The sequence below is a fragment of the Epibacterium ulvae genome (genome assembly GCF_900102795.1).
Taxonomy (GTDB): domain Bacteria; phylum Pseudomonadota; class Alphaproteobacteria; order Rhodobacterales; family Rhodobacteraceae; genus Epibacterium; species Epibacterium ulvae.
Genome location: NZ_FMWG01000002.1, coordinates 274,098 through 298,237, shown reverse-complemented (window position 1 = coordinate 298,237; position 24,140 = coordinate 274,098). Strand labels below are relative to the sequence as shown.

The window sequence follows — 24,140 nt, the reverse complement described above, 5'->3', positions numbered from 1 at the left end:
ATGTCCGACCTGCCCCAATCCTTCCTGTCTGAAACCCTGTCCCGCGTAAAACCGTCCCCAACGATGGCAGTGACGGCGAAAGCAGCAGACCTAAAAGCAGCCGGAGAAGATGTGATCGGTCTTGGCGCAGGGGAGCCCGATTTCACAACACCTGACAACATCAAAGCCGCAGCAATTGAGGCGATCAATGCTGGCAAGACCAAATATACCGCCGTCGATGGTATCCCCGAACTGAAGGCTGCGATCTGTGCCAAGTTCAAGCGCGACAATGATCTGAGCTACACGCCAGCACAAGTGTCGGTGAACAGCGGTGGGAAACACACGCTTTACAATGCCTTGATGGCAACAATAAACCCCGGAGATGAGGTCATCATCCCTGCACCCTTCTGGGTCAGCTATCCCGATATGGTTCTGCTTGCCGGAGGCACACCGGTCACCGTTGAAACCACACTGGAAGCCAATTTCAAGCTCACCGCTGCGCAGCTTGAGGCCGCCATTACCCCTAAAACCAAGTGGTTTATCTTCAACTCCCCGTCAAACCCGACAGGTGCAGGTTACACATGGGATGAGCTAAAAGCATTGACCGATGTTCTGCTACGGCACCCTCATGTCTGGGTGATGACCGATGATATGTATGAACATCTGGCCTATGATGATTTTAAATTCTGTACCCCTGCACAGGTTGAACCCGGCCTTTATGACCGCACGCTCACCTGCAATGGTGTCTCCAAAGCCTACGCAATGACGGGTTGGCGCATTGGTTACGCAGCAGGTCCACAACCTCTGATCGCCGCTATGCGCAAAGTGCAATCCCAATCCACATCCAATCCGTGCACAGTCAGCCAATGGGCTGCCGTCGAAGCCTTAAATGGTCCTCAGGATTACCTTGCTCACAACAACGAAACCTTTGTGCGTCGCCGCAATCTGGTCATCTCGATGCTCAGCGAAATCGACGGCATCGTTTGCCCTACGCCAGAAGGCGCATTCTATGTTTACCCATCAATTGCTGGCCTGATCGGAAAAACAACGCCAAACGGCACAGTCATCAAGGACGATGAAACCTTTGCCGCCGCATTGTTAGAAGATGAAAAGGTTGCCGTTGTTTTTGGTGCAGCCTTTGGTCTCTCCCCAAATTTCCGGGTAAGCTATGCGACATCAGACGAAGCACTGCATGAGGCCTGCACGCGTATTCAGCGCTTCTGCGCAGCGCTTACATAACACAGGTAAGGTGACTATGGCGGTTGATAAATCAGAGTATTTTTTCCGAACCCGCGAAAACGGAGCCTTTGTGTTTCGCATTGATGCCGCCAACCGTCATCGCCGGATCGAAATGGACCAGATCGCCGTGGTCAATATTCGCAATGGCGACATAAAACCCCACGGCGATCGTGATCTGACGCCAGATGATCTGCAGGCCATCAACACCTGGATGGAGGAGCGCAATACGCTCCTCCAGAAACGCGACATGGATGATATCTATCGCACGATAGAGCACCTAAACCTTGCCGCCCATTGGGCGCAATCGCGGGCGTCTGACACGCAGCTAGAGGCTGTGACCGATGATCTTTTAATGGCCATGCATGATTTGCGAACCGTTCTGGTCCGTAAAAAATCGGAACGTCTAGCCAACCCGGAGCACGACTAGACCTGACGGATGCTGTAGCGCCAAAAGCGCCATGTCAGCAAAATGCCTGCGGTTGTCAGCCCTGCAACCAACCCGATCCAAATCCCGATACCGCCCCAGTCAAACACAAACCCCATGATATATGAGGCGGGCAAACCAACCCCCCAATAGCTAAACACGGCAATCATCATTGGGGAGCCTGTGTCTTGCAATCCACGCAACAGGCCGAGCGCAATGACCTGAAAGCCATCCGTCAGCTGGAAAAACGCCGCCACCAGCAGCAGACCTATCCCAACCTGTAAAATTTCAACCCGGCTGGGTTCATTCTGATCGAGAAAGATCGAGATCAGCGTCTCTGGAATAAAAACAAACAAACTCACGGCCACCGCTGAAACCATCAACGACAGGCACGTTACAACAAAAGCCCCCCGCTCCAGATGCGGGCGATCCCGGCGTCCAAATGCATTTCCAGCGCGAATTGTTGCTGCATTGCTCAATCCCACGTGAACCATGAAGGTCACACCGGCAAGGCTCACCGCGATGCCATGGGCCGCCAGAGGCACAGCGCCCAGCCAGCCCATCATCACGGCAGATGCTGTAAACAGGCTGGCTTCAAACAGGGTTGTCAATCCAATCGGCAGGCCAATACGCAGCACCTGCAGCAACATTTCAGGGTCGCCCCTGTGCAAGTTATCAAACAACGCATGCTCTACCAACGCGCGCCGACAATACAGAAAAACCGCAACAAGGCTTGCCATCTGGGTCGCAACAGAGGCAAGTGCAGCCCCCGCCAGCCCCAACTCCGGCGCGCCCCAATGACCAAAGATCAACATGTAATTGGCCAGCGCATTCACCGCAGCCGCCAGCAGTGTGATCCACAAGACCACCTGTGTGCGTTCAAGCGCCGCCAGATACGCTTTTAACACCACCACCATCAACGCGGGGAACAACCCCCAGCCCGCAATCGCAAGGTAATCATCCGCAAGGGCTGCAACCTCAGGCTTTTGACCGATCAGCAGGAAAATCGGCTCGGCCCAGATAAACAACGGCATCGCCAGCGCGCAAAACACCAGCGACAGCCAAAGCCCCATCCGGGTGGCGCGCCGCACCTGCCGCGTGTCTCCAGACCCGACTGCCGCCGCTACAATCGGCATCACCGCATTGGCAAACCCGCTGCCAAACAGAAACACCGCCATAAAATAGCTGGAGGCCAGCGTCACCGCCGCCAGTGCTTCAACTCCGTACCAGCCCAGCATGATGGTATCCGTCAGACCAATCGCAAATTGCGCCAAATGCCCACCGATCAGCGGCAGGCCCAAAATAGCAATGGCCCGGACATGTCCGGCGGCTGTCATCTGTGGAGGCTGGAAGAGCGTCTGTGTCATGACAATTGCTTAGGCCCTTAGACGCGGGCAAACAAGAGCGTGTTTTGGGTGAGAGATATTTCCCGTCAGACGTGCAAACGGGCGCGAGCCCCGGTTCGGTCAGGGTCGCGTTTCGGGAGAGCTCCCGGTGTCATCCATATCAGCGCGTCGGCACGCGCGGCTGTGTTGGTCCGGTAAAAATCAGCGGCCGCCGATAAAGGGCGGAGGGTTGGGCGGGGAAAAACACCCGCGTCCGGTGAAACGTCTCCTGACGGACCCATCCTGCACCCTGCCTCTGCGCCTCAGCGCTGGGGGTGGTTTGGGGTGTCCGGTCTCTCCTGATCATCTTGTCGCGACGGTGAGAGTATAAGGGATGAGCGTTAAGGCAAGGCAAGAGGGGCGTGCGCTGGGGATGCAACGAAAGCCACGATGGCCAATGGAGGAGGCTTGTGGCGTGGACGAGCGTCGTCCCGCACTGATCTGCTTGCCTAATATGCGATGTTTGCGGGTATGCCAAATTGGGCCGTGGCACGCAGTGGCACGGCCCGCGCCTGACCTTGGCGTTAGCAATCGCACAAAGAAGCGGAACAATACCCTCTTTGAGGATTGACTGCGTGAACTTTCTTGGAAAGGTTGCAGTTAAGCTAGAGGAAGAGTTTTTTGAGTCATATCCGCATTCGGTTCGATGTCCCGAACCACTACATGAACGTAAACGCTTTTATTGCATCAGCACAGTCAACTCAAAGGACTCTTGATGCACTCAACGCTGAGCTCTTTGACGGGCAGCTAGATCTGGAACTGGTGGTCTGCGCACCAGAAAGTGGCAGTGTACGTCAAGTCCTACGAGTCGTGGTGAAAGGTGCGAAATTTATTGGCGTAAGTGCAATTGGTATTTACGGCACCTTTTGGTCCGCTGTTGAACTACTCGAAACGGATATCGCAAAGGATGTTATAAAGGAACTCACGGGCAAAGCCCCAGCTCAAATTGCTGTCGAATTTGCTAGAGAATATAAAGAAAGATCAGAGCACGCAAATGGAGCTGCGGAACAGCAGGAACTGGAAAAAAAAGCTGTTGAAATCGCCTGCCAACATGTTGCTACAGTACTGTCTGAAGCCTCTTCATCTATTCTTGCAGCTCCACGCGAAAAACTAGAGCAACTCGAGATTTCAGAAAGTGCCAAGTTTGCATTCACAGACGCTCAAGCGGAGCTGTTCGAAAAGTGCATCGACGACACTTCAATCGCATCAATAGATTTCGAAGAAAAGGATCTTCCACCAATTCCACGAAATGAATTCCCACAAAGAGCTTTACGCCCAAGGCGGCCAACCGAAGAAAAAGAGGATGAAGATGAATGGGTAGTTTCCCTCGACACCTTTCTCGTTACCTCACCTAACTTGGAAGAACTCGATCAGCATATTCGGAAGTGGAAAGGAAAAAACTCCGCTGACAAGATCAGACTCTTTACGGTTGAGGACAAAGAGTTTTGGAACATGCTCCATCGCAAGGAAATCAGCTTCTCAGAAAACACTGAACTTGTGGTGCAAGTGGCGAGTCGATTTCTCGATGGCCGAGTTAAGGAAACCAAAGTACTTAGAGTTCTGAAGTTTGAAGGAATGGAGATTGCTCAGCCCATCGATGAGAATGGACTGAGAGCAATATTAGGTGAATTAAAACCATACGGTAAGAACGATGGTTTTGGGCACCTTCTACACTAGTCATAGCCCTCAAACATCCAGCTCCTCCACGAACTTCGCGTTCTCCTGAATATACTGGAACCGCAGCTCGGGCTTTTTGCCCATCAGACGTTCGACAAGATCGCCGGTTTCGCCCGGTTCGTCCTCGTCAATTGTCACCCGGATCAATTTCCGGGTCTTTGGGTCCATTGTGGTCTCTTTCAGGTCTTTGGCGTCCATTTCACCCAGACCCTTAAAGCGGCTGACGTCGATTTTTCCTTTGCCGCCCAGTCCTTTCTCCATCCACGTATCCCGCTCGGCCTCGTCCAGACAGTAAACGCGCTTGGCCCCTTGGGTCAGGCGGAACAGCGGCGGGCAGGCCAGATAGAGGTGGCCGCCATCAATCAGCGGGCGCATCTGGGTAAAGAAGAAGGTCATCAACAAAGACGCAATATGCGCGCCGTCCACATCCGCATCGGTCATGATGATGATCTTGTCATAGCGCAGATCATCCAGATTGAATTTGGTGCCAAGACCCACGCCCAGCGCCTCGCACAGGTCGCGGATTTCGGCGTTTGATCCCAGCTTGTTGGAGGCCGCGCCCAGAACGTTCAGGATTTTACCCTTCAAGGGCAACAGCGCCTGATTTTCACGGTTGCGCGCCCCTTTGCCTGATCCGCCAGCTGAATCCCCCTCAACGATAAACAATTCGGTGCCAGAGCGGTTTTTCGCAGTACAATCCGTCAGTTTGCCCGGCAGGCGCAATTTCTTGGTTGCTGATTTGCGTGCGGTTTCCTTTTCCTGTTTGCGCCGCAGCCGTTCTTCGGCGCGCAGGATCAGGAAATCAAGGATGGCACCGGCGGATTTGGTATCCGCGGCCAACCAGTTGTCAAAATGGTCGCGCACCGAGTTTTCCACCATTTTACTGGCGGCCTCGGTCGACAAACGGTCCTTGGTCTGGCCCACAAAGGCAGGGTCGGCGATGAAACAGCTGACCAGCGCGCAGCCCCCCGCCATCAGATCATCCCGAGTGATTTGCCCCGCCTTTTTGTTGCCAACCAGCTCGCCATAAGCCTTGATCCCTTTTAGAATCGCAGCCCAGAACCCGGTGACATGGGTGCCGCCTTCAGGCGTGGGAACCGTGTTACAGTAGGACTGCGTGAAGCCATCGCGCGACGGTGTCCAATTGATCGCCCATTCCACATAGCCGGGGGCATCAAATTTCTCGCGAAACTCCACCTTGCCGCCAAAAGGCGCATCCGCATAGGTGGTTGATTTGCCGAGAACTTCGCTCAGATAATCGCGCAAGCCGCCGGGGAAATGGAACGTCGCCTCGGTCGGGGTTTCCCCATCATCAATTTCAGATTTCCAGCGGATTTCCACACCTGAAAACAGATAGGCCTTGGAGCGCACAAGCGTGAACAGGCGTTTCGGCTTGAACCGGTGCGAGCCAAAGATTTGTTCATCCGCATGAAAGGTGACCATCGTGCCGCGCCGATTTGGGGCCGCGCCGATTTTTTCCACCGGGCCTTGTGGCAGACCACGCGAAAAGCGCTGTTCAAACAGCTCTTTGTTTTTGGCAACTTGTACCACCATCAGATCTGACAGCGCGTTCACCACGGATGAGCCCACACCGTGCAAACCACCCGAGGTCTGATAGGCCTTGCCCGAGAATTTCCCCCCCGCGTGCAGCGTACACAGGATCACTTCAAGCGCGGACTTTTCGGGAAACTTGGGATGGGGATCAATTGGAATGCCGCGCCCATTGTCACGAATGGTAACGGTGTAATCCGCATGCAGTTCAACCTCGATCCGGTTGGCATGGCCGGCGACCGCCTCATCCATCGAGTTATCAAGGATCTCTGCCACCATATGATGCAGCGCACGCTCATCTGTGCCCCCGATATACATGCCCGGGCGCTGGCGCACCGGTTCCAGACCTTCCAGAACCTCGATTGAGGATGCGTCATAGGTCTCGTCCTGGGACGTAGAGAGAAGGTCGTCTGCCATGGATATGATCTGCTCATGATAGGTTGTGTTAGGTTCGCACCATTATGGCAGGTGTTGTGGCCGACGAAAAGGGGGGCCCCAAGGGAGTGTGGATAATGCATTCCCCTTTGGCGCATTCTCTGGCACAAGAGGCCAAATCCGTGCAGGAAAGGGAGTGACCAGCCATGAACCATAAAACCGGGCTCGACCCTCTTGATTGGAACACCTTTCGCGGCCAAGCTCACAAGATGCTGGATGCCGCCATCGATCAGATGGAAAACGCAGCGGATCGCCCTTGGCAACCCGCACCAACTGACCTGCAAGATCGCTATAAAATTGGTGCACGACCTGCCAGCACAGATCTACTGGATCGCATTCAAACAGATGTTCTGCCTTACCACGGTGGCAATATCCATCCACGATTTTGGGGTTGGGTGCAGGGCACTGGCCTTGCCTCGGACCTCATCGCAGCGATGGCTGCGGCCGCGACAAATGAAAACATGGGCGGACGTGATCATGGCGGCATTTACATGGAACGCGCCGTCATCGACTGGACCCGAAAAAAGATGGGGTTTCCAGAAAGTGCCAGCGGCATCTGCGTCACTGGCACATCACAAGCAACAGTCATCGCCTTTCAGGCCGCCCGCCTGCGTGTGCTGAAAAATCTGCGCGCAACAGGACAAGGCGACATACGCCTGACAGCTTATGCGCCTGTTGGTGTTCACAATGCCACCGTCAAAGCACTGCAACTTTTGGGAATTGGCAGTGACAATCTCCGCCAGATCCCGCTTCAGGATGGGAAACTGAACGCAGAGATTCTGCGGGAAACTTTAGCGGCTGATCGCGCTGACGGTGCTCTGCCCTTCCTGTTGGTGGGCAATGCTGGTTCTGTGGACCTTGGCCTTTTTGATGATCTGAACCAACTGGCTGATCTGGCGGATGAACACGAGCTCTGGCTTCATGTGGATGGCGCTTTTGGAGCATGGACACGGCTTGCGGATGCGCCGTGGCACGGCCTTACGGACGGGATAGAACGCGCCGATAGTATCGCGCTAGATTTCCACAAATGGATGTATGTGGGCTATGATTGCGGCATGGTCCTTATTCGGGATGAAGACGAACATCGCGCAGCCTTTGCCGCCCGTCCGGCTTACCTTGAAGGCACCGCGCAGGGTATTGCCGGCAACGAACCCTGGTTTTGCGATTATGGCATAGATCTTAGTCGCGGCAACCGCGCCATCAAAGTCTGGTGCGCACTGGAAATGTTTGGCGAACAGGCTTTTGCAGACGCCATCACGGACAATTGCCGCATGGCAGCCCTGATGGCTGAGGACGTCGAAAAACGCCCCCGGATGCGATTGGGACATGCTGTTGTGTCAAACGTCTGTACCTTTACCGCAAATGACACACTGCCTCCTGCGCAACAATCCGAGCTGAACGCCGAGATTGCGCTGACCTTGCAGCAAAACGGCACCGCCGTTTTTTCAACCACACGCGTGGATGGGATCGTCATGCTGCGCGCAGCCATCGTCAATCACCGCACCCAAGCCAGCGATATCCGTGCCGCACTTGATGCGGTTGCAGACCTGTGCCCCTGATGGGCAAAAGTCTGCTGATCACATAAATGCAATCTGCAGCGAGACACACCCCTCTTGAGCAAGGGACAAGGCGGCACTAGACTCAGATTATGAAACGCGCTTTTTCAGCCTTATTCACCGCCCTGCCCTTTGCCTGTATCACGGGGCTGGCGCAGGCTCATCCGCATGTCTTTGTAGACACCGGGTTCATTCTTCATCTGGATGAGGCAAACCAGATCACCGGGATCGAGGTGACTTGGGCCTATGATGATTTCTATTCCCTGCTCATCTTTGAAGACATGCTGCTGGATAGTGATTTTGATGGCGCGCTCACAGATGCAGAGTTGAACCAGCTGCAAGGGTTTGATCTGAATTGGGATGAGGATTTCCTTGGAGACGTCTACCTGTCAGATCAGGAAACACCTATCGCTCTGGGCAGGCCAGAACATCGCGCAACGGTGGTCAAGGATGGCCGGATCGCAACGCGCCACTACCGGGCTCTGTCTGCGCCAATGCCTGCTGCTAACGCTAAACTTCAGGCTTATGATCCGACGTACTATACAGCTTACACCACCAGCCTTGGCGTGAAATTCGTAGGCGGCAGTTGTGCGGCCTCTGTAACGCCGCCCAATCTGGATCAGGCCTACACCCTCGTCGAAGAGCTTTTGTATTCCCTTCCAACAGATCAAGCGGAAGAGGCCTACCCCGAGGTTGGTCAATCCTTTGCAGACACGATTAAAATCACATGCCCCGCAACATGATCCGAACCCATTTTGAGAGCCGACATGTCGCTTTGGCGCTCACGGCAATTGTATTTCTAACCCTTGGCGGCACAGCAATTTGGCTGTGGGGCTTGGGAGGCGACACGCAACTGGCGCGTTGGGCTGCACAAGAGCAACAATATGTGCAAAACGCACTTGCCCAAGGGTTGCGCGCTCTGAAACAGGGCGATGCAGGTGCCTTTATGGCACTCTTGTCTCTGTGTTTTGCCTACGGGTTTTTCCACGCCGCAGGCCCTGGTCATGGTAAGGTTATCCTTGGCGGATATGGATTGTCACAGCGGGTGCCTTTGCGGCGGTTGTCTCTTTTAGCGGTGTCATCATCACTGGCACAATCCGGCACGGCCATTGTCTTGGTCTTAGGCGGGCTTTCAGTGCTCAATTGGGGACGCACCCAGCTGACGGATCTGGCAGAAGATGTGCTTGCGCCTCTGTCTTATGGGTTGATCGCCGCGCTTGGGGTCTGGCTTATAATCAGAGGCGGGCGCAAGTTTCTCCACCGCTCCAGCAGCCAGACCGCGCACTCCCACGACCATTATCATCATCACGGACATGACCATGCACATGGCGCCTGCCCAAGCTGTGGCCACAAACACGGGCCAACCTTGGAGGAAGCTGCAAATGCGACCTCGCTGCGGGATGGGCTTGCAATTGTGGCATCCGTTGCAATCCGCCCCTGTACCGGCGCGATTTTCCTGCTTTTGTTGACATGGCGGATGGATCTTGTGGCTGCAGGTATCGCGGGTGTCATTGCTATGGGCCTTGGAACCGCAACCGTAACGCTGGCCGTTGCTCTGGCAGCGACAACATTGCGCAAGACCACATTGCAACATCTGGAAAGCACTCTGGCTCAACGCCTTGCGGCCAGCCTAGAGGTGTTTGCCGGACTGCTTGTGGCCACAATCGCATTACAAATCCTGTTTCGCGCGCTGTGATCTTGCGCATCATACACACATCAAGACAAATAAACCTCAAAGCGATGTGAGCGCTGCAAACGACGGTTGATCCGCCCCCAATGCTGCCCCTAGTGTTAAGCAACTTCGACACCATATGCCTTGGTGTAGCAAGCCTTTGATCAGTCCTGATAAAAGGCTTACGCTCATAGGTTCAGACAAGGATCTCTGCTCTCATGATCTTCATAGCTGACAATCAGCTCCTGCTGCTCATCGCATTTTTTCTGACAGGCTGCGGTGCAACCGCATTTCTGTTTCGCAAACCCGCAGGGCATACAGCCTGGAAAGTTGCCGATTTGACTTGGGTCTTATTGGGGGGATTTGGCGCCATCACAGCCATGATTGCAGGGATCTATAGCGCAGACAGTTCCCGCATTGATCGCCAGATTGATATCGCCTTTGCAGCCACCACCGCGTTTGATCGCGATGCCGCACGATTCCGTCTTCGGTTCTGTGATCCTGCCTATGATCGCGACATTGCGACCTTATGCGAAAAGGTCGAATTCCTGTCAGCCTCCACTGCGGGGAACGCAGATCTGCCCCTGTTTCTTGCAGTCACACGTGATGTTGCCCCGTTACAAAGTCTCAGTTTCTGGGGGCGCGCAAAGGCCGAGGACATGCCCGATGACATGCAAGCCATGCACGACAAGCGCTCCAAAGCAGACGAATTTGACCCTGCGCCATTTTTGATTTTCACCACATTAGATGACAGCACACGCGCGGCTGTCCAGAATATGCAGCGCAAAGTCCCCACAATTGCCGCTGACTACCTGATCATTGCACGCGCCTATGATGATCTGATCGCGCAAGTGCAGCAACTCAAACGTGAATGGGATGTCTTACAGGACAATGCGCACATCCTCCTGTTTCAAATTATCGCAATATGCCTTGTCAGCTTCGCAGCCCCTTTCAGGCTTGGCAAATCCATCGTTGAATTGCGCCCCGGAAAGTTTAGCGCCAAATGAGACATTTTGATGAGATTTTTGCAATCGCAGCAGAGCGTCACGGAGGCATATCGGCGGTCGAACACCAGCTGACAAAACCAGATCCAAATGTCTCATCTCAACCAGATTCCTTTTGGCTCGCAACTCTCACGAAATGTATCTTTCAGGCGGGGTTCAGCTGGCGTGTGATTGAACAGAAATGGGATGGTTTCGAAGACGCTTTTCACGGGTTTGATCTGGGCCGCAATGCGTTCATGGATGATGAAACCTTTGACGCGCTCCTACGCGACACGCGTATCGTTCGCAACGCTGCCAAAATCCTGACAGTGCGGGACAATGCTGCCTTCCTTCTGGAACTTCGCGCCGAAGGCGGCGTTGGCGAAATCCTCGGAGGTTGGCCAGCATCTGATTATATCGGACTGCTTGAGATGTTAAAGAAACGGGGCAGCAGGTTGGGTGGCGCAAGCGCACAATATGCAATGCGCTTTGCTGGACGCGATGCATTTATCCTCACCCAAGACGTCACCGCACGCCTGATTGCTGAAGGGGTTATCGACAAACCCGCGACCTCCAAATCTGCATTGCGCAATGTTCAAGAGGCCTTCAATACTTGGAGCACGCAATCCGGGCGTTCACTTTCTGAGATCAGCCGCGTTCTGGCGCTGAGCGTTTGATGATGCGTTGTGCCCTCTTATGTCTCACTCTGATTTTATGCGCAGGCTGTGGGCGGAGCCTGACAGAATCCGAACGCGCCTTTCTCCATCAGATCCACGGTGACGCGCTCAACACCAATCGCGTCAGGCTGATCAATGGCGCACCCGTTGCAGCTGTTACCTTCAAACGCAAAGCGCGCCCACGTGTCACCTGCCGCGAACGCATCCTGCCCCCGATCACAGAGAAAATCGTCACCGCCTCACCTGCCGCTGTTGCCCTGTTCAATCACATCTTCTTTGCCAAAGACTGGTACAGTGAAGATTATACCCCGCTCTTTCCTGGACAAATTGATCTGGTAAACGCAATGCTACTGGCCCATGAGGCCACGCATGTATGGCAATGGCAAAACCGTGACATCACAGGCTATCACCCTCTGCGCGCCGCAGCCGAACACACGCGATCTGACGATCCTTATCTCTTTGATCTCAAGAACACCGCTCAGTTTCTCGACTATGGGTTTGAACAACAAGGTACCATTGTCGAAGAATATGTCTGCTGTCGTGCTCTGGCTCCGCAGGCCGCGCGCACAAAACGATTGCAGGATCTTCTGTCTGCGGTGATGCCCGTGTCTGCCCTGCCAAAGGCACGCGAATATGACGTGTTGCTGCCATGGCGCGGTGCGGAACTCAGCAGTGTTTGCGCCTGACGGGCAATCTTGCCAATGCAGGCCTCGCCCGTCAGGATCACGCGATAGAGGCCTTGAAAAGGCAAATTCCATGCAGAGGCGCTATGATACACTACGCAATGCTTATGTTGGCCGCCGGGATCGGCATTCCCGTGCTTGCTGCACTCAATGGCGCACTTGGGCGGGTTATCGCCTCGCCGGTGCTGGCATCCGTTATCTTATTTACGGTCGCATTTCTCACAAGCTTGATCGTACTCCTCACCCAAAGAGAGGCCCTCTCCCTGCAGACCGTTTCCACCGCCCCGCGCTATCTCATGCTCGCAGGTGTGCTAATCGCATTCTATGTTTTATCGATCACCTACGTGGGGCCACGATTTGGCATCGGAAATGCGGTGTTCTTCGTCTTGCTGGGGCAGTTGATTTCGGCAACCGCTATTGATCATTTTGGCCTGTTTGGCGCGCCCGTCTCGCCTCTCACAATGACACGCGGCGCAGGTATCGCCTTGATGACAGCTGGGGTTGGTCTCACGCAATTTTCGTCTTGAGGCTGCATGTGCGAGCTAAGACCTATGGCGCAGTGACCTCAATCAATCGCCCCTCTTCCAGCCGCACAATCCGATCCATACGCGCCGCCAGTTCAAGGTTATGGGTGGCGATCACCCCGGCGAGCCTGCCATCGCGGACCAAAGTCATCAATGCATCAAACACCTGATCCGAGGTGCTGGGATCCAGATTGCCCGTTGGTTCATCCGCCAATAAGATCTTAGGATCATTGGCCAAGGCCCGACAAAACGCAACACGCTGCTGCTCCCCGCCAGAAAGCTCTGCCGGACGATGCGCGCTGCGATGTGACAGGCCCACAAGATCCAACAGATGAGCAGCGCGCGTGCCTGCGCCCTGATCAGGCACTCCATTTGCAAGTTGTGGCAAGACAATATTTTCCGCTGCCGAAAACTCTGGCAGCAGATGGTGGAACTGATAAATAAACCCAACGTCCCGCCGCCGCAGCGCTGTCCGCCTGCGCTCACTCTGTTTGGCAATATCCTCGCCCGCAAGGGTCACAGTTCCCGTGTCGGCCGTATCCAACAGTCCCGCAATATGCAGCAGCGTCGATTTTCCCGCCCCCGATGGCGCAACCAGCGCCACCAGCTCCCCCGCCTGCACGGATAAATCAACGCCGCGCAGAACCTCAACCGCGTTGGGCTTTCCCCGGTTGTAGGATTTGCAAATATCCCCAAGAGACAACACGATATCATTCATAGCGCAGCGCCTCCACAGGGTTCATACGCGCGGCACGTCGTGCCGGAAATAAGGTCACAACAAAAGAAAGACCAAGCGACAGCCCTACAGCTTTCAAGACATCCGCCAAGTGCAATTCAGCAGGCAACGCGTAGATCCCGCGAATAGACGGATCCCAGACACCACCCCCCATGGCAAAATTCACAAAGGAAAAGATCGGATCAATATAAAGCGCAAACAGGCATCCCAAAATCACGCCCATGCCCGTGCCGATAATACCGGTAAAGGCACCGCAGATAAAAAACACCCGCATCACAGAGCCTTCACTCAGCCCGATTGTACGCAAGATCCCAATATCGCGCCCCTTGTTTTTGACCAGCATGATCAAGCCCGAAACAATGTTCATAGCAGCAATCAAAACAAGGATAGACAGGATGATGAACATCACATTGTCTTCCACCTCAAGCGCACGCAGAAATCCCCCCGAGGCATCCCGCCATGTCCAAACACCTGTATTGCCAGTGCCTGCGCGCAACAGATCAAGCGCGACTGTGTCTACATTTTCCGGGTCTTCCACCATGATTTCAATCTGGTCTGCCACGCCTTCTCGATTGAAATAGCTCTGCGCCTCGACAAAGGGCATATAGATACGGGTGCGGTCGATATCATAGCGGCCTGCCGTGAAAATATAGACCACCTCATAGGCATTGACACGCGGGCTGGTGCCAAAAGGTGTTTTAACCCCATTGGGAGAGATCAGCTTGATCCGATCCCCAACACGAACGCCAAGTTCACGCGCAACCCCGGACCCAATCGCCAGCCCCTCTTCGAACCGGTTTAAATCTCCGACAGCCTCTGCACTTTGGGATACGCCGGGAATACCCTGAATATCAGCCGCAGAAATACCAAAAACCTCAACGCCTGCATTGCGCTGTTCACGGGCCGCCATCACCTGCCCTTTGACCAAAGGCGCAGCCCGCACCACCCCTGGAATGGTGGCCATCCTTTCAGCCAAAGCTTCATAGTTTTTCAACGTGCGATCCACACGACCTGCAGGCGTCACATCTCCGTAGGAATAAACTGTCACATGCGCGTTGGCGCCCAAAATCGTGCCGACAAATTCAGATCGGAAACCTGACCGCACGGCCAGCGTTGCAATCAGCGCAAAAACCGCAAGCGTGATCCCGATAAGGCTGATCCAGGTCATCACAGAGACGCCGCCTTCACTGCGACGGGCCCTAAGATAGCGCCATGCGATCATCCATTCAAAACGAGCAAAAGGAGGGGGGGTCGCTGCCATGTCTGCTCCGGTACTTTTTGCGCCTCTGCAATCGAGCGCGACCCTAGGGGCCGTATGAATTGGGGTCAAGGCGAAGGCGAGTGCGGCACCCCTTCGCCAGAGAGTTCCTGCCCAATACCATCACACGCAGTCGTGACTTGAATTACTGTACCATTAGGTACAAATAAGAGGAAACACATGAGGTTCCAATGAAACATTTCTTTACGCGTGTGCAGCCGCAAGCACCATTGCCCAAGGTCTTACTGGCAGGCCTTGGCGGCGCAATCGCAATCGCCGTCGTCGCCCTTCTCACATCACAAAGCTCAGTTCTTTTTATCATGGCCCCTTTTGGCGCAACCTGTGTGCTGATGTTCTCGGTCGCGGTTAGCCCGCTCTCCCAACCTGCCAATGTGATCGGCGGTCATATTGTCGCAACTCTCGTTGGTTTGATTTGCAACGCCTTGTTTCCAGATACATTCTGGGCCTTAGGTCTTGCGGTGGGACTGGCGATTTCAGCCATGGCTGTTCTGCGTGTGACCCATCCGCCCGCAGGCGCTAATCCGCTTGTGGTCTTCGCTGCAGATCCAAGCTTTTGGTTCCTGCTTTTCCCCGTTGCCTCTGGCGCGATCATCTTAGTCGGCGTCGCAGTGGCCTATCACCGTGCAACCGGGACTACTTATCCCGTGATCCCCGAGTAACCACTCTTAGAAGGTAGACAAATGCCGCGCCCTCCAATCGACAGATCCGAAGTGATTGCCAGCATCGCCGAAGTGTTTCGCAAATATGGCTATGATGGCGCGAGCCTTGGTATCATCCGCGAAGAAACAGGCTATGGGCGCGGTAGTCTTTATCATTTCTTTCCCGGCGGCAAAGAAGAGATGGCGCGGGCGGTGATTGCACATATCGACGCCTGGTTCGAAGAACATATTTTCCAACCGCTCGAAACGCAGCCGCCCAGCGATGCGCTCACACATATGTTTGACGCGACAGATCGTTATTTTCAAAGTGGGGGGCGGGTCTGTCTTGTTGGCGCATTTGCGCTGGAGCAATCGCGCGACCGCTTCTGTGATGAGATCAACGATTATTTTGCCCGCTGGACTGAGGCCCTGACACATTGCCTTGTAAAGGACCAATGGGAGCAAACCGCCGCAAAACAGGCCGCGGCGCAAACAGTCGCTCTTATTCAGGGGGGCATTGTCTTGACCAGAGCAACCCACGACGGCTTTCATTTCATGGCTGCGCTTTTGGCCGCAAAATCGCTTTGTGCCTCGCCAAGGTCTCTTTAAATGACCCGATACCTTGCCCCGGCAGAAACCGGCTTCATCTAAGATATCACTCACTTTACCTGCCTCAAAAAGACGTCAACTCTGATGCTGATGTTGGCTTAATACCCGGCCCCGTTGTTCACATCGACTCAGCAGATAAAAAGTCCCTCTTGCCATCAGGCACCCCGGTCACGTGCGATGGTCATCAATTCATTTGTTAATTTTTCGTAAAATTTCAAACTATTACAGATGCATGAATTCAAAAAATCTTAACGAAACGTAAAAAATAATTCCAAAGTTAGTCAAGATTTTTCGAATTTGATCACAACTTCAGGAGGTAACAGTTAATTCGCGGCGACGTTATCTAGCGTGATCGAACACGCTCTAGCCATAGATCTTTGAGCTGCTGCAGGGTTCCCTCACATTATCCAACATGTGGAGTACCCCATGACTGAAATTCGAATTTCCGTTCAAAACACAAGCGCCGAAGGTGGCACCGCTTTGACCCCCTTCTGGTTTGCAGCCCATGACGAAGGCTTTCGCGTTTACACACGCGACACCGCAGCCTCTGAAGGTCTTGAAGCGCTTGCTGAAGACGGTAATTTTGCCCCAATCAACGCCGAAGTGACCGCCTTTGACGCAGATGCTGTAACGGGCGCTGTTCTTGGTGCCCGTGGCCCCATCGTCGCGCAAGAAACCACATCTGCCCGCGTTTCAGTGGATGGGACAACCAATCCGTATCTGTCACTGGCAGCTATGATCCTTCCCTCCAACGATGCCTTTGTGGGTACAGGCACCGCCGTGCGCCTGTTTGACGACGAAGGAAACTTTATTGGCGCGCAATCGCTGACATTTGAAGGCAGCGACGTTCTGGATGCAGGCACCGAAGTCAACACCGAAGAAGATGCAGCCTTCATCAATCAGACGGGCCCCAATACCGGTGTGGATGAAAATGGCGTTGTCACCGATCACCCCGGTTTCCTCCCCGAAGGCGAAGGCTCCATTCTTGGCGGCACCAACGCATTTGGGGAATTCATTGATCCGGTTGCCGCGGATTTCACACAACCCGGCGCACAAATTGCAGAAATTCACATCAATGAAGTCGCCGAAACAGAGCTCGCGTCGCGGGATCGCTTCTTCATCGGGTCAGATGTTGATGACATTGTGACCGGCAACAGTCGCTCTAACTTCTTGCAAGGACGCGACGGCTGGGACGAAATCTCTGGTGGCGGTGGAAGCGACCGGATCAGCGGTGGGCGTGGCAACGATCTTCTTGAAGGTGACAGCGGCAACGACATCCTCTTTGGCGGTTCTGGCAATGACAGTCTGGCAGGTGGCACGCAACGCGACTTCCTCTTTGGCGGTCAAGGCAATGACGCTCTGGATGGCGGCGACGGAAACGATCTTCTGTTCGGCGGCAATGGCAACGATGCGCTTGCAGGCGGAGCCGGTCGAGATGTCTTGAAAGGCGGGCGCGGTGACGACGCTCTGGCCGGAGGCACAGGCAACGATGTTCTGGTTGGCGGCAGCGGCGCAGATCAATTCATCTTTGCAACAGGGGATGACAATGATCAGATCCGCCGCTTTGATGTTGAAGAAGACACGCTTGTCCTGAACGTAGAAGGCATCGAAAGCGTTGCAGATGTTGTTGATTCAGCCTCTACAAATCGCTTTGGCGTCGTGCTTGATTTTGGCGACGGTGACAGCCTTGAACTGGGCCGCATCAGCCTTAGCGATCTAAGCGATATTTCTTACGACTTCGGGTAAGGCTCTACTGTTAAAATAAAAAGGCCCCGCCGATACAATCCGGCGGGGCTGTTTTTTACGCAAATACGTAAAATTAGAATCCGCGACTGGTCTGATGGGCTGCGTAGATTTCAACCAGTTTTGCAACTGCCGCCTCTGGTGCAAGCTCTTCACTTTCACCACTGCGCCGCGAGGTCAGTTCAACCACTCCGTTTTTCAATCCGCGCGGGCCAACTGTAATCCGCCAGGGCAGGCCAATCAGGTCCATCGTCGCAAATTTGCCCCCTGCCCGCTCTTTGCGGTCATCATACAGCGGATCAAGCCCTGCTGCAGTCATGGCTTTGTACAGATCATTACACGCCGCATCTGCAGCCTCATCACCCTGCTTGAGGTTCACGATACCACAATGGAACGGCGTCACACCTTCGGGCCAGATAATGCCGTTGTCATCATGGTTGGCTTCAATGATCGCGCCCAGCAAACGGGATACGCCGATCCCGTGCGAGCCCATATGCACAGGCGTTGGTTTGCCATCCGGCCCCTGCACCGTAGCCCCCATGGACTCTGAATATTTGGTGCCAAAGTAGAAAATTTGCCCCACCTCGATCCCACGCGCTGAACGGCGACGCTCTTCCGGGACTTCGTTAAACAGCGCCTCTTCATGGGTCTCATCTGTGCGTGCGTATTTAGAGGTAAACTCTTCCAGAACACCCTGACACTGTTCAACACTGTCGTAATCGATCTCACGGTCGCCGAAAGTCAGGTCAGTGACGGCGCTGTCATAAAAGACCTCAGATTCACCTGTTTCTGCCAGAACAAGGAATTCATGGGTGTAATCGCCCCCAATTGGTCCACCATCGGCGCGCATCGGGATCGCTTGCAAGCCCATACGTTCATAAGTGCGCAGGTAGCTGACCAGATGGCGGTTATACGCATGCAGCGCATCCTCTTTGGTGAGGTCAAAGTTATAGCCATCCTTCATATAGAATTCACGGCCCCGCATCACGCCAAAGCGTGGGCGCACCTCATCGCGGAATTTCCACTGCACCTGATACATCGTCAACGGCAGATCTTTGTAAGAGGACACATGACTGCGGAAAATATCAGTGATCATCTCTTCGTTGGTGGGACCAAACAGCATATCGCGATCATGACGGTCTTTGATGCGCAACATTTCCTGACCGTAATCATCATAGCGCCCGGACTCGCGCCACAAATCAGCGGATTGCATGGTCGACATCAACATCGGGATGTGACCGGCACGAATTTGTTCATCGTGCACGATGCTTTCAATCTTTTTCAGCACCTTAAAGCCCAGAGGCAACCAGGAATAGATCCCGGCAGAGGACTGTTTGATCATGCCAGCACGCAACATCAGGCGATGGCTGACAATCTGTGCCTCTGAAGGGTTTTCTTTCAGGACAGGCAGAAAATAGCGGGACAAGCGCATATCGGTCTCATTCTTATAAACGATTTGCTACGGGTTTAGGCGATCCAAGCCCTGCAAGCAATGCGAATGGCGGCTTTCCCCTCGTCCTGAGGCCTCGCAAGAATCACATCAGGTTTTGCGCTGGGTTAAGGTTCTCATAAAAGTTGTCCCAAATGATCCCCTGCAGCTCCACATCTTATCAGAACCTATCCTTTATTTATCCACTGCGACACCGCAGCGAGAGCTTGCACCACGAGACGCCTTCGGCAACAAATAGAATACGCATTTTTGCACAACACAAGATATAGGTGAGTGATGGCCCTGCCAGCACGGAAACAAGTTCAATATTGGAGCATCGCAACGGTCGTTTTTGCTGTTGTTCTCTGGGCGCTCGGCAATGTTCTTCTGCCTTTTGTTCTGGGCGCAGGCATTGCATACCTAATTGATCCCCTTGCCGACCGGCTTGAACGTTGGGGCCTTTCACGCCCCCAAGCGACTGCATCTATCACGGTTGCCGCCGCGCTTTTGTTTCTGGTCATGTTGCTGATCATCGTGCCAACGTTGATTTACCAACTGTCAGACCTGATCACCGTCCTGCCCGAGGCAATTGGCAACGCGCGCTCTTATGCGCAAACAAATTTTCCTGCGATCTTTGATGATCAATCTCGCATACATCAAACGCTTTCAGCTCTGGGAGAGACCCTGCAGACAAAAGCGGCTGTCATTTTGGAAACCGCCCTGGGGTCGGCTGCGTCCATTCTCAATCTGGTGGTGCTGGTGGTGATTGTGCCTGTCGTCTCGGTCTATCTTCTTTTAGATTGGGATCGGATGATCGCACGGGTTGATATGCTGTTGCCCCGCGATCATGCTCCGATCCTGCGTCAACTTGCCAAAGAGATCGACGCGGTCCTTGCCTCTTTTGTACGTGGCATGGGCACTGTCTGTCTAATCCTTGGCAGCTATTATGCTGTCGCCCTGATGCTGGTCGGTCTTAACTTTGGCCTTGCTGTTGGCTTTGTGGCAGGCATGGTTACGTTTATTCCCTATCTGGGCTCGCTGATTGGTGGCGCGCTTGCCATTGGTCTTGCGCTGTTTCAGTTCTGGGGCGCGGTTGAGATCGCAACAGGCGACACAGTAACCTACGCAACAGATTGGCTGCGGATTGGTATTGTGGTTGTCATTTTTGTGCTGGGCCAAATCGTTGAAGGCAACTATCTGACACCAAAACTGGTTGGCAATTCAGTTGGCCTGCATCCCGTATGGCTGCTGCTCGCTCTCTCAGTCTTTGGGGCATTGTTTGGTTTTGTGGGCATGTTGGTTGCGGTTCCTGTCGCCGCGGCTCTGGGTGTGATCGCGCGCTTTTTCACCAGTCAGTATATGGAAAGCCGTCTTTATCAGGGGCAGACGCATAAGGACGCGGAATGACCATGTATGCCCAGCAACTCAGCTTTGACCTCCCTGCCAAACCCGCCTTGGGGCGGGAAGATTTCTATGTCGCGCCCTCAAATGCGATGGCAGTTACACTGCTGACATCACATGTCAACTGGCCACAGGGAAAACTGGTGCTCACCGGTCCGGCTGGATCAGGGAAAACCCACCTCACCCATGTGTGGGCAACGCAGGCTGGGGCACGTATTGTGCGGGCCGAAAGACTTCCTGATGCAGATCTGTGTGATCTGGCCATGGGGCCTGTTGCAGTTGAAGATGTTGATGAGATTGCAGCGGATGAAGCGGCACAAGACGCACTGTTTCATTTACACAATATGGTGCTGGCCGCGGGCCACAAACTGGTGATGACTGGCCGCAACGCGCCAAATCTTTGGGCGCTGTCCCTGCCCGATTTGCAAAGCCGTGTGCAAGGCGCAACACACGCCAGTCTTGAAGCGCCCGATGATATGCTGCTGAGCATTGTTCTCGCCAAACTGTTCAATGATCGCCAGATCGCTCCAAAACCCGATGTCATCCCCTATCTGGTCGGCCATATGAACCGATCATTTGTTGCGGCGGATCAGGTGGTGCGGCAGCTTGATCACCTCAGCCTCGCCGAGAAACGCAGCCTGTCTCGTCCTCTCGCCATTCGTGCGCTGGCAGAGATACAAAGACATGCATAAACGATGGTATTTGTCGTGCCTTCACGATAGTTTATCCCGAAAGACCCAGCCAATAGAGACATAGGCATCTGTCATGAATGAGAGTTCTGAAATCGTGGCCGACTGGGGACCCTTCGGGCGTCCATTGTTTGATGATGCAGATGCACGTGCCTTATCACGTGTTGGCGTTGTTGATGTCGGATCAAATTCTGTTCGAATGGTGGTCTTTGATGGCGCGGCACGCAGCCCTGCTTATTTCTTTAACGAAAAGATCATGTGCGCTTTGGGCGCTGGCCTGTCTGAAACGGGCCAGCTGAATCCAACCGGGCGCACACGGGCGGTGGCTGCAATGCGCCGCTTCAAACAGCTTGCCGACGGGATGGAGCTGCCCCATCTCACTGTTGTTGCCACGGCTGCGGTGCGCGATGCCAAGGATGGTCCGGATTTCTGCGCCGAAGTGCTGCGCGAAACGGGGCTGACCATCCATGTCGTCGATGGCCGCGAAGAAGCGCGCCTGTCAGCCCAAGGCGTGCTTTTGGGCTGGCCCGGCGCATATGGGTTGATCTGTGACATTGGTGGCTCATCCATGGAGTTGGCCGAGATCGAAGACGGCGCGGTGGGCAAACGGGTGACGTCTGATCTTGGCCCGCTCAAGCTCAAAGACATTCCCGGTGGTCGGCGTGGACGCAAAGCCCATATCAAAGAGGTGGTTGAACGCCTTGTTGAAGAAATGGGACCGCAGCGCGATCGACTGTTTCTGGTGGGCGGCAGTTGGCGCGCGATTGCCCGTATCGATATGATGCGGCGCGGCTATCCGCTGAAGGTTCAGCATGAATATCGGATGTCCATCAAAGCGGTTCAGGACACGGCGAAATACATCGAACTGTCAGACCTTGAGAGTTTGCGTACAAATTGCGGGGTCTCCTCATCCCGGATGGCATTGGTGCCTTATGCAGCGGATGTTCTGGCCCGATTGGTCAAGACCTTCAAACCCAAAGATATCGCGATTTCAAGCTACGGTATCCGTGAGGGCATGCTGTATGAACAAATGCCACAACGTCTGCGGGATCGCGATCCGTTGATCGAAGCCTGCCGTTTTGCAGAAGCAAAAGATGCCCGCCTGCCGGGATTTGGCAAAACACTATATGATTTTGTTTTGCCTTTGTTTCCGCGCGCCGATCATCAAAAGCGCCGCCTGATCAAAGCCGCCTGCCTTTTGCATGATGTCAGCTGGCGCGCCCATCCTGATTACCGTGCTGAGACCTGTTTTGAAAACGCAACGCGCGCCCATCTGGGCGGCCTGCGTCACACGGAACGGGTGTATCTGGGCCTTGCGCTGATGCATCGCTACAGCAACAAACGCCAAGGTGGCCGTTTTAAAGCCCTGTTTGCGCTTATCGATGAAAAACAACAGGCTGAGGCGGAAATTCTGGGCAAAGCCATGCGATTTGGCGCCATGTTGATGGTGACCAACAAAGCCCCGCTGGGCCAGATCCAGTGGCAACCACGCAAACGCGAATTACACCTTACCCTGCCACAAGCGCATGCAGATCTGTTCAGCGAAGTGGCGCAAGCGCGACTGAATTCGCTGTGTTCATCGCTGGATGCAACGCTTGATGTGAAAATTCAAGATTAGCCCCTGGGCCCATGTAGATCAGAGTTCGACCTCGCCTTCCGGGCGTGGTTCATCCGCGTCTTCAGTGGGTTTCTTGCGGATAATGATATCGCCGTTGGGCAGAATTTCGGGAAGCTCATAAGCGCTCCAGTCTTCGATCTCGCTGGCGATCTCCGCAAGCGCAGGTCCCATTTCGGTAAGGAATGCGCCAAGCGAGGGTCCGACCTGTTCCAGCAAGTCTTGCATGGTCTCAAGCGCCGGGCTCATCTCATCCTGCAAGCCTTGCATAAACAGTTCCAATCCTTGTTCAATCAACGAAGGCGGTTCTTCGGCGCGAACCATCGATGCAGTTGAACACATCAGCAGACAGGTGAAAAAAATCTGTTTCATGGCTTCAATATGGAAAGGGGACATCACAAATGTAAGACACCGGCCTGCAGAAGGCATGCCAATCAGCGCAAAAACGCCGGGCACGGTCCGTACACCGCCCATGCACCTCTTGTGCACCCCCTTATGCAGCGCCAACGCGTTTTGAAGCACAGCCATTGATTTCATCCCAAGCACGGTTGATATCAATCATCTTCTTTTCCGCAAGGCGGATTGCCTCTTCGGGGACGCCGCGTGCCATCATTGAATCGGGGTGCGTATCGCGCACCAATTGCCGCCAATGTTTGCGGATCTCATCCAAGCTGGCCGTCGGTGACACGCCCAAAACGGTATAGGGATCCCGTGGGGCATCTGGTACAAACCGGGCGCGCAGGGCTAAGAATTGCGCTTCGGTCTGGCCGAAAATCCGGCTGACCTCGTGCAGAAATTCATTTTCGCCAGGATGATAAAACCCATCTGCCATTGCGATATGGAACAGGCCTTCCATCAAATCACACAAGGTTGTGGGATCATCTGCAAACATTTTCTGAATACGGCGCGCGTAGTCTTCAAAGCCGCCGACATCCTGACGCGCCAGATTAAACACCCTTGCAGCGCCTGCTTCGTCTTTCTGTGGAATGCGAAACACTTCCCGAAAGGCTGTGACCTCATCCCGCGTCACCTGCCCGTCTGCCTTGGCCATCTTTGCCCCAAGCGCAACAACGGCAATGGCAAAAGCCACGGTGCGTTCCGGTGGGGTGCGCAGGCGATCGAAAACCTCGCTGAGCGTCTCACCATTGGCAAGCGCAGACAGAGCTTCAGAAATTCGAGACCAGAGTGACATAGCCTATGTTTACTCCGCTTTAGG

The 24,140-nt window shown here is 54.3% G+C and carries 23 protein-coding genes; 16 read left to right on the top strand and 7 right to left on the bottom strand.

Translation table 11 applies throughout. The features are described 5' to 3' along the window. The gene (locus BLP79_RS03925) at window positions 1-1,218 is read left to right on the top strand and encodes a pyridoxal phosphate-dependent aminotransferase (protein WP_090216551.1); all 1,218 of its coding nucleotides are present in this window, start codon (window positions 1-3) and stop codon (window positions 1,216-1,218) included. A gap of 16 nt (window positions 1,219-1,234) precedes the next feature. Next, window positions 1,235-1,645: a hypothetical protein gene (locus BLP79_RS03920; RefSeq protein WP_090216549.1), complete on the top strand. Its 411-nt coding sequence runs from the start codon at window positions 1,235-1,237 to the stop codon at window positions 1,643-1,645. Here BLP79_RS03920 and BLP79_RS03915 read toward each other — a convergent pair. Next, on the bottom strand, window positions 1,642-3,009 hold the full coding sequence (locus BLP79_RS03915; RefSeq protein WP_232716285.1) for an MATE family efflux transporter: 1,368 nt from the start codon (window positions 3,007-3,009) through the stop codon (window positions 1,642-1,644). The two genes, BLP79_RS03920 and BLP79_RS03915, sit on opposite strands and share 4 nt — an antisense overlap. A gap of 639 nt (window positions 3,010-3,648) precedes the next feature. Here BLP79_RS03915 and BLP79_RS03910 point away from each other — a divergent pair. Beyond that, complete coding sequence (locus BLP79_RS03910) at window positions 3,649-4,704, top strand: hypothetical protein (protein ID WP_090216547.1); 1,056 nt, start codon at window positions 3,649-3,651, stop codon at window positions 4,702-4,704. Between the two features lie 9 nt (window positions 4,705-4,713). On the opposite strand, the gene parE is transcribed toward BLP79_RS03910, so the two are convergent. Then, complete coding sequence (parE, locus tag BLP79_RS03905; protein ID WP_090216546.1) at window positions 4,714-6,672, bottom strand: DNA topoisomerase IV subunit B; 1,959 nt, start codon at window positions 6,670-6,672, stop codon at window positions 4,714-4,716. A gap of 164 nt (window positions 6,673-6,836) precedes the next feature. On the opposite strand from parE, the gene BLP79_RS03900 reads away from it, so the two are divergent. The 7 genes from BLP79_RS03900 (at window position 6,837) to BLP79_RS03870 (ending at window position 12,788) form a co-directional block, all read left to right on the top strand. Continuing rightward, entirely contained in the window at window positions 6,837-8,249 is a 1,413-nt protein-coding gene (locus BLP79_RS03900) for a pyridoxal phosphate-dependent decarboxylase family protein (RefSeq protein WP_090216544.1), read from the top strand. 89 nt (window positions 8,250-8,338) lie between these two features. Beyond that, a complete protein-coding gene (locus tag BLP79_RS03895) occupies window positions 8,339-8,989 on the top strand; it encodes a DUF1007 family protein (protein ID WP_090216542.1) in 651 nt (216 codons plus the stop codon). Next, entirely contained in the window at window positions 8,986-9,942 is a 957-nt protein-coding gene (locus tag BLP79_RS03890) for a nickel/cobalt transporter (RefSeq protein ID WP_090216935.1), read from the top strand. Before BLP79_RS03895 ends, BLP79_RS03890 begins: the two co-directional genes overlap by 4 nt. A 194-nt stretch (window positions 9,943-10,136) precedes the next feature. Then, a complete protein-coding gene (locus BLP79_RS03885; protein WP_090216541.1) occupies window positions 10,137-10,925 on the top strand; it encodes a hypothetical protein in 789 nt (262 codons plus the stop codon). After that, window positions 10,922-11,578, top strand: coding sequence for a DNA-3-methyladenine glycosylase I (locus BLP79_RS03880; RefSeq protein ID WP_090216539.1), 657 nt, complete (start codon window positions 10,922-10,924; stop codon window positions 11,576-11,578). The genes BLP79_RS03885 and BLP79_RS03880 overlap by 4 nt, the downstream gene beginning before the upstream one ends. Further along, window positions 11,578-12,264, top strand: a complete 687-nt coding sequence (locus BLP79_RS03875) for an eCIS core domain-containing protein (RefSeq protein ID WP_090216537.1) — start codon at window positions 11,578-11,580, stop codon at window positions 12,262-12,264. Before BLP79_RS03880 ends, BLP79_RS03875 begins: the two co-directional genes overlap by 1 nt. 83 nt (window positions 12,265-12,347) lie before the next feature. Beyond that, the gene (locus BLP79_RS03870) at window positions 12,348-12,788 is read left to right on the top strand and encodes a DMT family transporter (protein ID WP_090216535.1); all 441 of its coding nucleotides are present in this window, start codon (window positions 12,348-12,350) and stop codon (window positions 12,786-12,788) included. A 22-nt stretch (window positions 12,789-12,810) separates the two neighbouring features. Here BLP79_RS03870 and BLP79_RS03865 read toward each other — a convergent pair whose 3' ends face one another. Together BLP79_RS03865 and BLP79_RS03860 are read right to left on the bottom strand one after the other, a co-directional pair. Further along, window positions 12,811-13,503 carry an ABC transporter ATP-binding protein gene (locus tag BLP79_RS03865; RefSeq protein WP_090216534.1) on the bottom strand — a complete coding sequence of 231 codons (693 nt, stop codon included), beginning with the start codon at window positions 13,501-13,503 and terminating at the stop codon, window positions 12,811-12,813. Continuing rightward, window positions 13,496-14,782 carry a lipoprotein-releasing ABC transporter permease subunit gene (locus BLP79_RS03860; protein WP_090216532.1) on the bottom strand — a complete coding sequence of 429 codons (1,287 nt, stop codon included), beginning with the start codon at window positions 14,780-14,782 and terminating at the stop codon, window positions 13,496-13,498. The genes BLP79_RS03865 and BLP79_RS03860 overlap by 8 nt, the downstream gene beginning before the upstream one ends. A 188-nt stretch (window positions 14,783-14,970) precedes the next feature. Here BLP79_RS03860 and BLP79_RS03855 point away from each other — a divergent pair, with 188 nt between their 5' ends. The 3 genes from BLP79_RS03855 to BLP79_RS03845 all read left to right on the top strand — a co-directional run bounded on the left by BLP79_RS03855 (window position 14,971) and on the right by BLP79_RS03845 (window position 17,793). Further along, window positions 14,971-15,459, top strand: coding sequence for an HPP family protein (locus BLP79_RS03855; RefSeq protein ID WP_090216530.1), 489 nt, complete (start codon window positions 14,971-14,973; stop codon window positions 15,457-15,459). A 21-nt stretch (window positions 15,460-15,480) separates the two neighbouring features. Continuing rightward, window positions 15,481-16,047, top strand: a complete 567-nt coding sequence (locus BLP79_RS03850) for a TetR/AcrR family transcriptional regulator (RefSeq protein ID WP_090216528.1) — start codon at window positions 15,481-15,483, stop codon at window positions 16,045-16,047. A 426-nt stretch (window positions 16,048-16,473) separates the two neighbouring features. Then, window positions 16,474-17,793, top strand: coding sequence for a spondin domain-containing protein (locus tag BLP79_RS03845; RefSeq protein ID WP_090216526.1), 1,320 nt, complete (start codon window positions 16,474-16,476; stop codon window positions 17,791-17,793). Between the two features lie 73 nt (window positions 17,794-17,866). Here BLP79_RS03845 and proS read toward each other — a convergent pair whose 3' ends face one another. Then, entirely contained in the window at window positions 17,867-19,222 is a 1,356-nt protein-coding gene (gene proS, locus BLP79_RS03840) for a proline--tRNA ligase (RefSeq protein WP_090216524.1), read from the bottom strand. Window positions 19,223-19,516: 294 nt separating this feature from the next. Here proS and BLP79_RS03835 point away from each other — a divergent pair, with 294 nt between their 5' ends. The 3 genes from BLP79_RS03835 to BLP79_RS03825 all read left to right on the top strand — a co-directional run bounded on the left by BLP79_RS03835 (window position 19,517) and on the right by BLP79_RS03825 (window position 22,927). After that, window positions 19,517-20,626, top strand: a complete 1,110-nt coding sequence (locus tag BLP79_RS03835) for an AI-2E family transporter (protein ID WP_090216523.1) — start codon at window positions 19,517-19,519, stop codon at window positions 20,624-20,626. Next, the gene (locus BLP79_RS03830) at window positions 20,623-21,312 is read left to right on the top strand and encodes a P-loop NTPase family protein (protein WP_232716288.1); all 690 of its coding nucleotides are present in this window, start codon (window positions 20,623-20,625) and stop codon (window positions 21,310-21,312) included. The genes BLP79_RS03835 and BLP79_RS03830 overlap by 4 nt, the downstream gene beginning before the upstream one ends. Window positions 21,313-21,385: 73 nt before the next feature. Then, the gene (locus BLP79_RS03825; protein ID WP_090216521.1) at window positions 21,386-22,927 is read left to right on the top strand and encodes a Ppx/GppA family phosphatase; all 1,542 of its coding nucleotides are present in this window, start codon (window positions 21,386-21,388) and stop codon (window positions 22,925-22,927) included. An 18-nt stretch (window positions 22,928-22,945) separates the two neighbouring features. Here the strand turns inward: BLP79_RS03825 and BLP79_RS20205 are convergent, their stop codons facing one another. Next, window positions 22,946-23,452, bottom strand: a complete 507-nt coding sequence (locus BLP79_RS20205; protein ID WP_332835854.1) for a hypothetical protein — start codon at window positions 23,450-23,452, stop codon at window positions 22,946-22,948. Beyond that, on the bottom strand, window positions 23,418-24,116 hold the full coding sequence (locus tag BLP79_RS03815) for a molecular chaperone DjiA (protein ID WP_090216518.1): 699 nt from the start codon (window positions 24,114-24,116) through the stop codon (window positions 23,418-23,420). The genes BLP79_RS20205 and BLP79_RS03815 overlap by 35 nt, the downstream gene beginning before the upstream one ends. Window positions 24,117-24,140: the final 24 nt, after the last annotated feature.

Bases quoted from the DNA above. Each gene is read 5' to 3' on its own strand.
- BLP79_RS03880 (WP_090216539.1), top strand. From the start codon at position 10,922: ATGAGACATTTTGATGAGATTTTTGCAATCGCAGCAGAGCGTCACGGA.
- BLP79_RS03885 (WP_090216541.1), top strand. From the start codon at position 10,137: ATGATCTTCATAGCTGACAATCAGCTCCTGCTGCTCATCGCATTTTTT.
- BLP79_RS03865 (WP_090216534.1), bottom strand. From the start codon at position 13,503: ATGAATGATATCGTGTTGTCTCTTGGGGATATTTGCAAATCCTACAAC.
- BLP79_RS03845 (WP_090216526.1), top strand. From the start codon at position 16,474: ATGACTGAAATTCGAATTTCCGTTCAAAACACAAGCGCCGAAGGTGGC.
- BLP79_RS03915 (WP_232716285.1), bottom strand. From the start codon at position 3,009: ATGACACAGACGCTCTTCCAGCCTCCACAGATGACAGCCGCCGGACAT.
- BLP79_RS03835 (WP_090216523.1), top strand. From the start codon at position 19,517: ATGGCCCTGCCAGCACGGAAACAAGTTCAATATTGGAGCATCGCAACG.
- BLP79_RS03825 (WP_090216521.1), top strand. From the start codon at position 21,386: ATGAATGAGAGTTCTGAAATCGTGGCCGACTGGGGACCCTTCGGGCGT.
- BLP79_RS03855 (WP_090216530.1), top strand. From the start codon at position 14,971: ATGAAACATTTCTTTACGCGTGTGCAGCCGCAAGCACCATTGCCCAAG.
- BLP79_RS03925 (WP_090216551.1), top strand. From the start codon at position 1: ATGTCCGACCTGCCCCAATCCTTCCTGTCTGAAACCCTGTCCCGCGTA.
- BLP79_RS03895 (WP_090216542.1), top strand. From the start codon at position 8,339: ATGAAACGCGCTTTTTCAGCCTTATTCACCGCCCTGCCCTTTGCCTGT.
- BLP79_RS03870 (WP_090216535.1), top strand. From the start codon at position 12,348: ATGATACACTACGCAATGCTTATGTTGGCCGCCGGGATCGGCATTCCC.
- BLP79_RS03830 (WP_232716288.1), top strand. From the start codon at position 20,623: ATGACCATGTATGCCCAGCAACTCAGCTTTGACCTCCCTGCCAAACCC.
- parE (WP_090216546.1), bottom strand. From the start codon at position 6,672: ATGGCAGACGACCTTCTCTCTACGTCCCAGGACGAGACCTATGACGCA.
- BLP79_RS03875 (WP_090216537.1), top strand. From the start codon at position 11,578: ATGATGCGTTGTGCCCTCTTATGTCTCACTCTGATTTTATGCGCAGGC.
- BLP79_RS03920 (WP_090216549.1), top strand. From the start codon at position 1,235: ATGGCGGTTGATAAATCAGAGTATTTTTTCCGAACCCGCGAAAACGGA.
- BLP79_RS03815 (WP_090216518.1), bottom strand. From the start codon at position 24,116: ATGTCACTCTGGTCTCGAATTTCTGAAGCTCTGTCTGCGCTTGCCAAT.
- BLP79_RS03900 (WP_090216544.1), top strand. From the start codon at position 6,837: ATGAACCATAAAACCGGGCTCGACCCTCTTGATTGGAACACCTTTCGC.
- BLP79_RS03860 (WP_090216532.1), bottom strand. From the start codon at position 14,782: ATGGCAGCGACCCCCCCTCCTTTTGCTCGTTTTGAATGGATGATCGCA.
- BLP79_RS20205 (WP_332835854.1), bottom strand. From the start codon at position 23,452: ATGGCTGTGCTTCAAAACGCGTTGGCGCTGCATAAGGGGGTGCACAAG.
- proS (WP_090216524.1), bottom strand. From the start codon at position 19,222: ATGCGCTTGTCCCGCTATTTTCTGCCTGTCCTGAAAGAAAACCCTTCA.
- BLP79_RS03890 (WP_090216935.1), top strand. From the start codon at position 8,986: ATGATCCGAACCCATTTTGAGAGCCGACATGTCGCTTTGGCGCTCACG.
- BLP79_RS03850 (WP_090216528.1), top strand. From the start codon at position 15,481: ATGCCGCGCCCTCCAATCGACAGATCCGAAGTGATTGCCAGCATCGCC.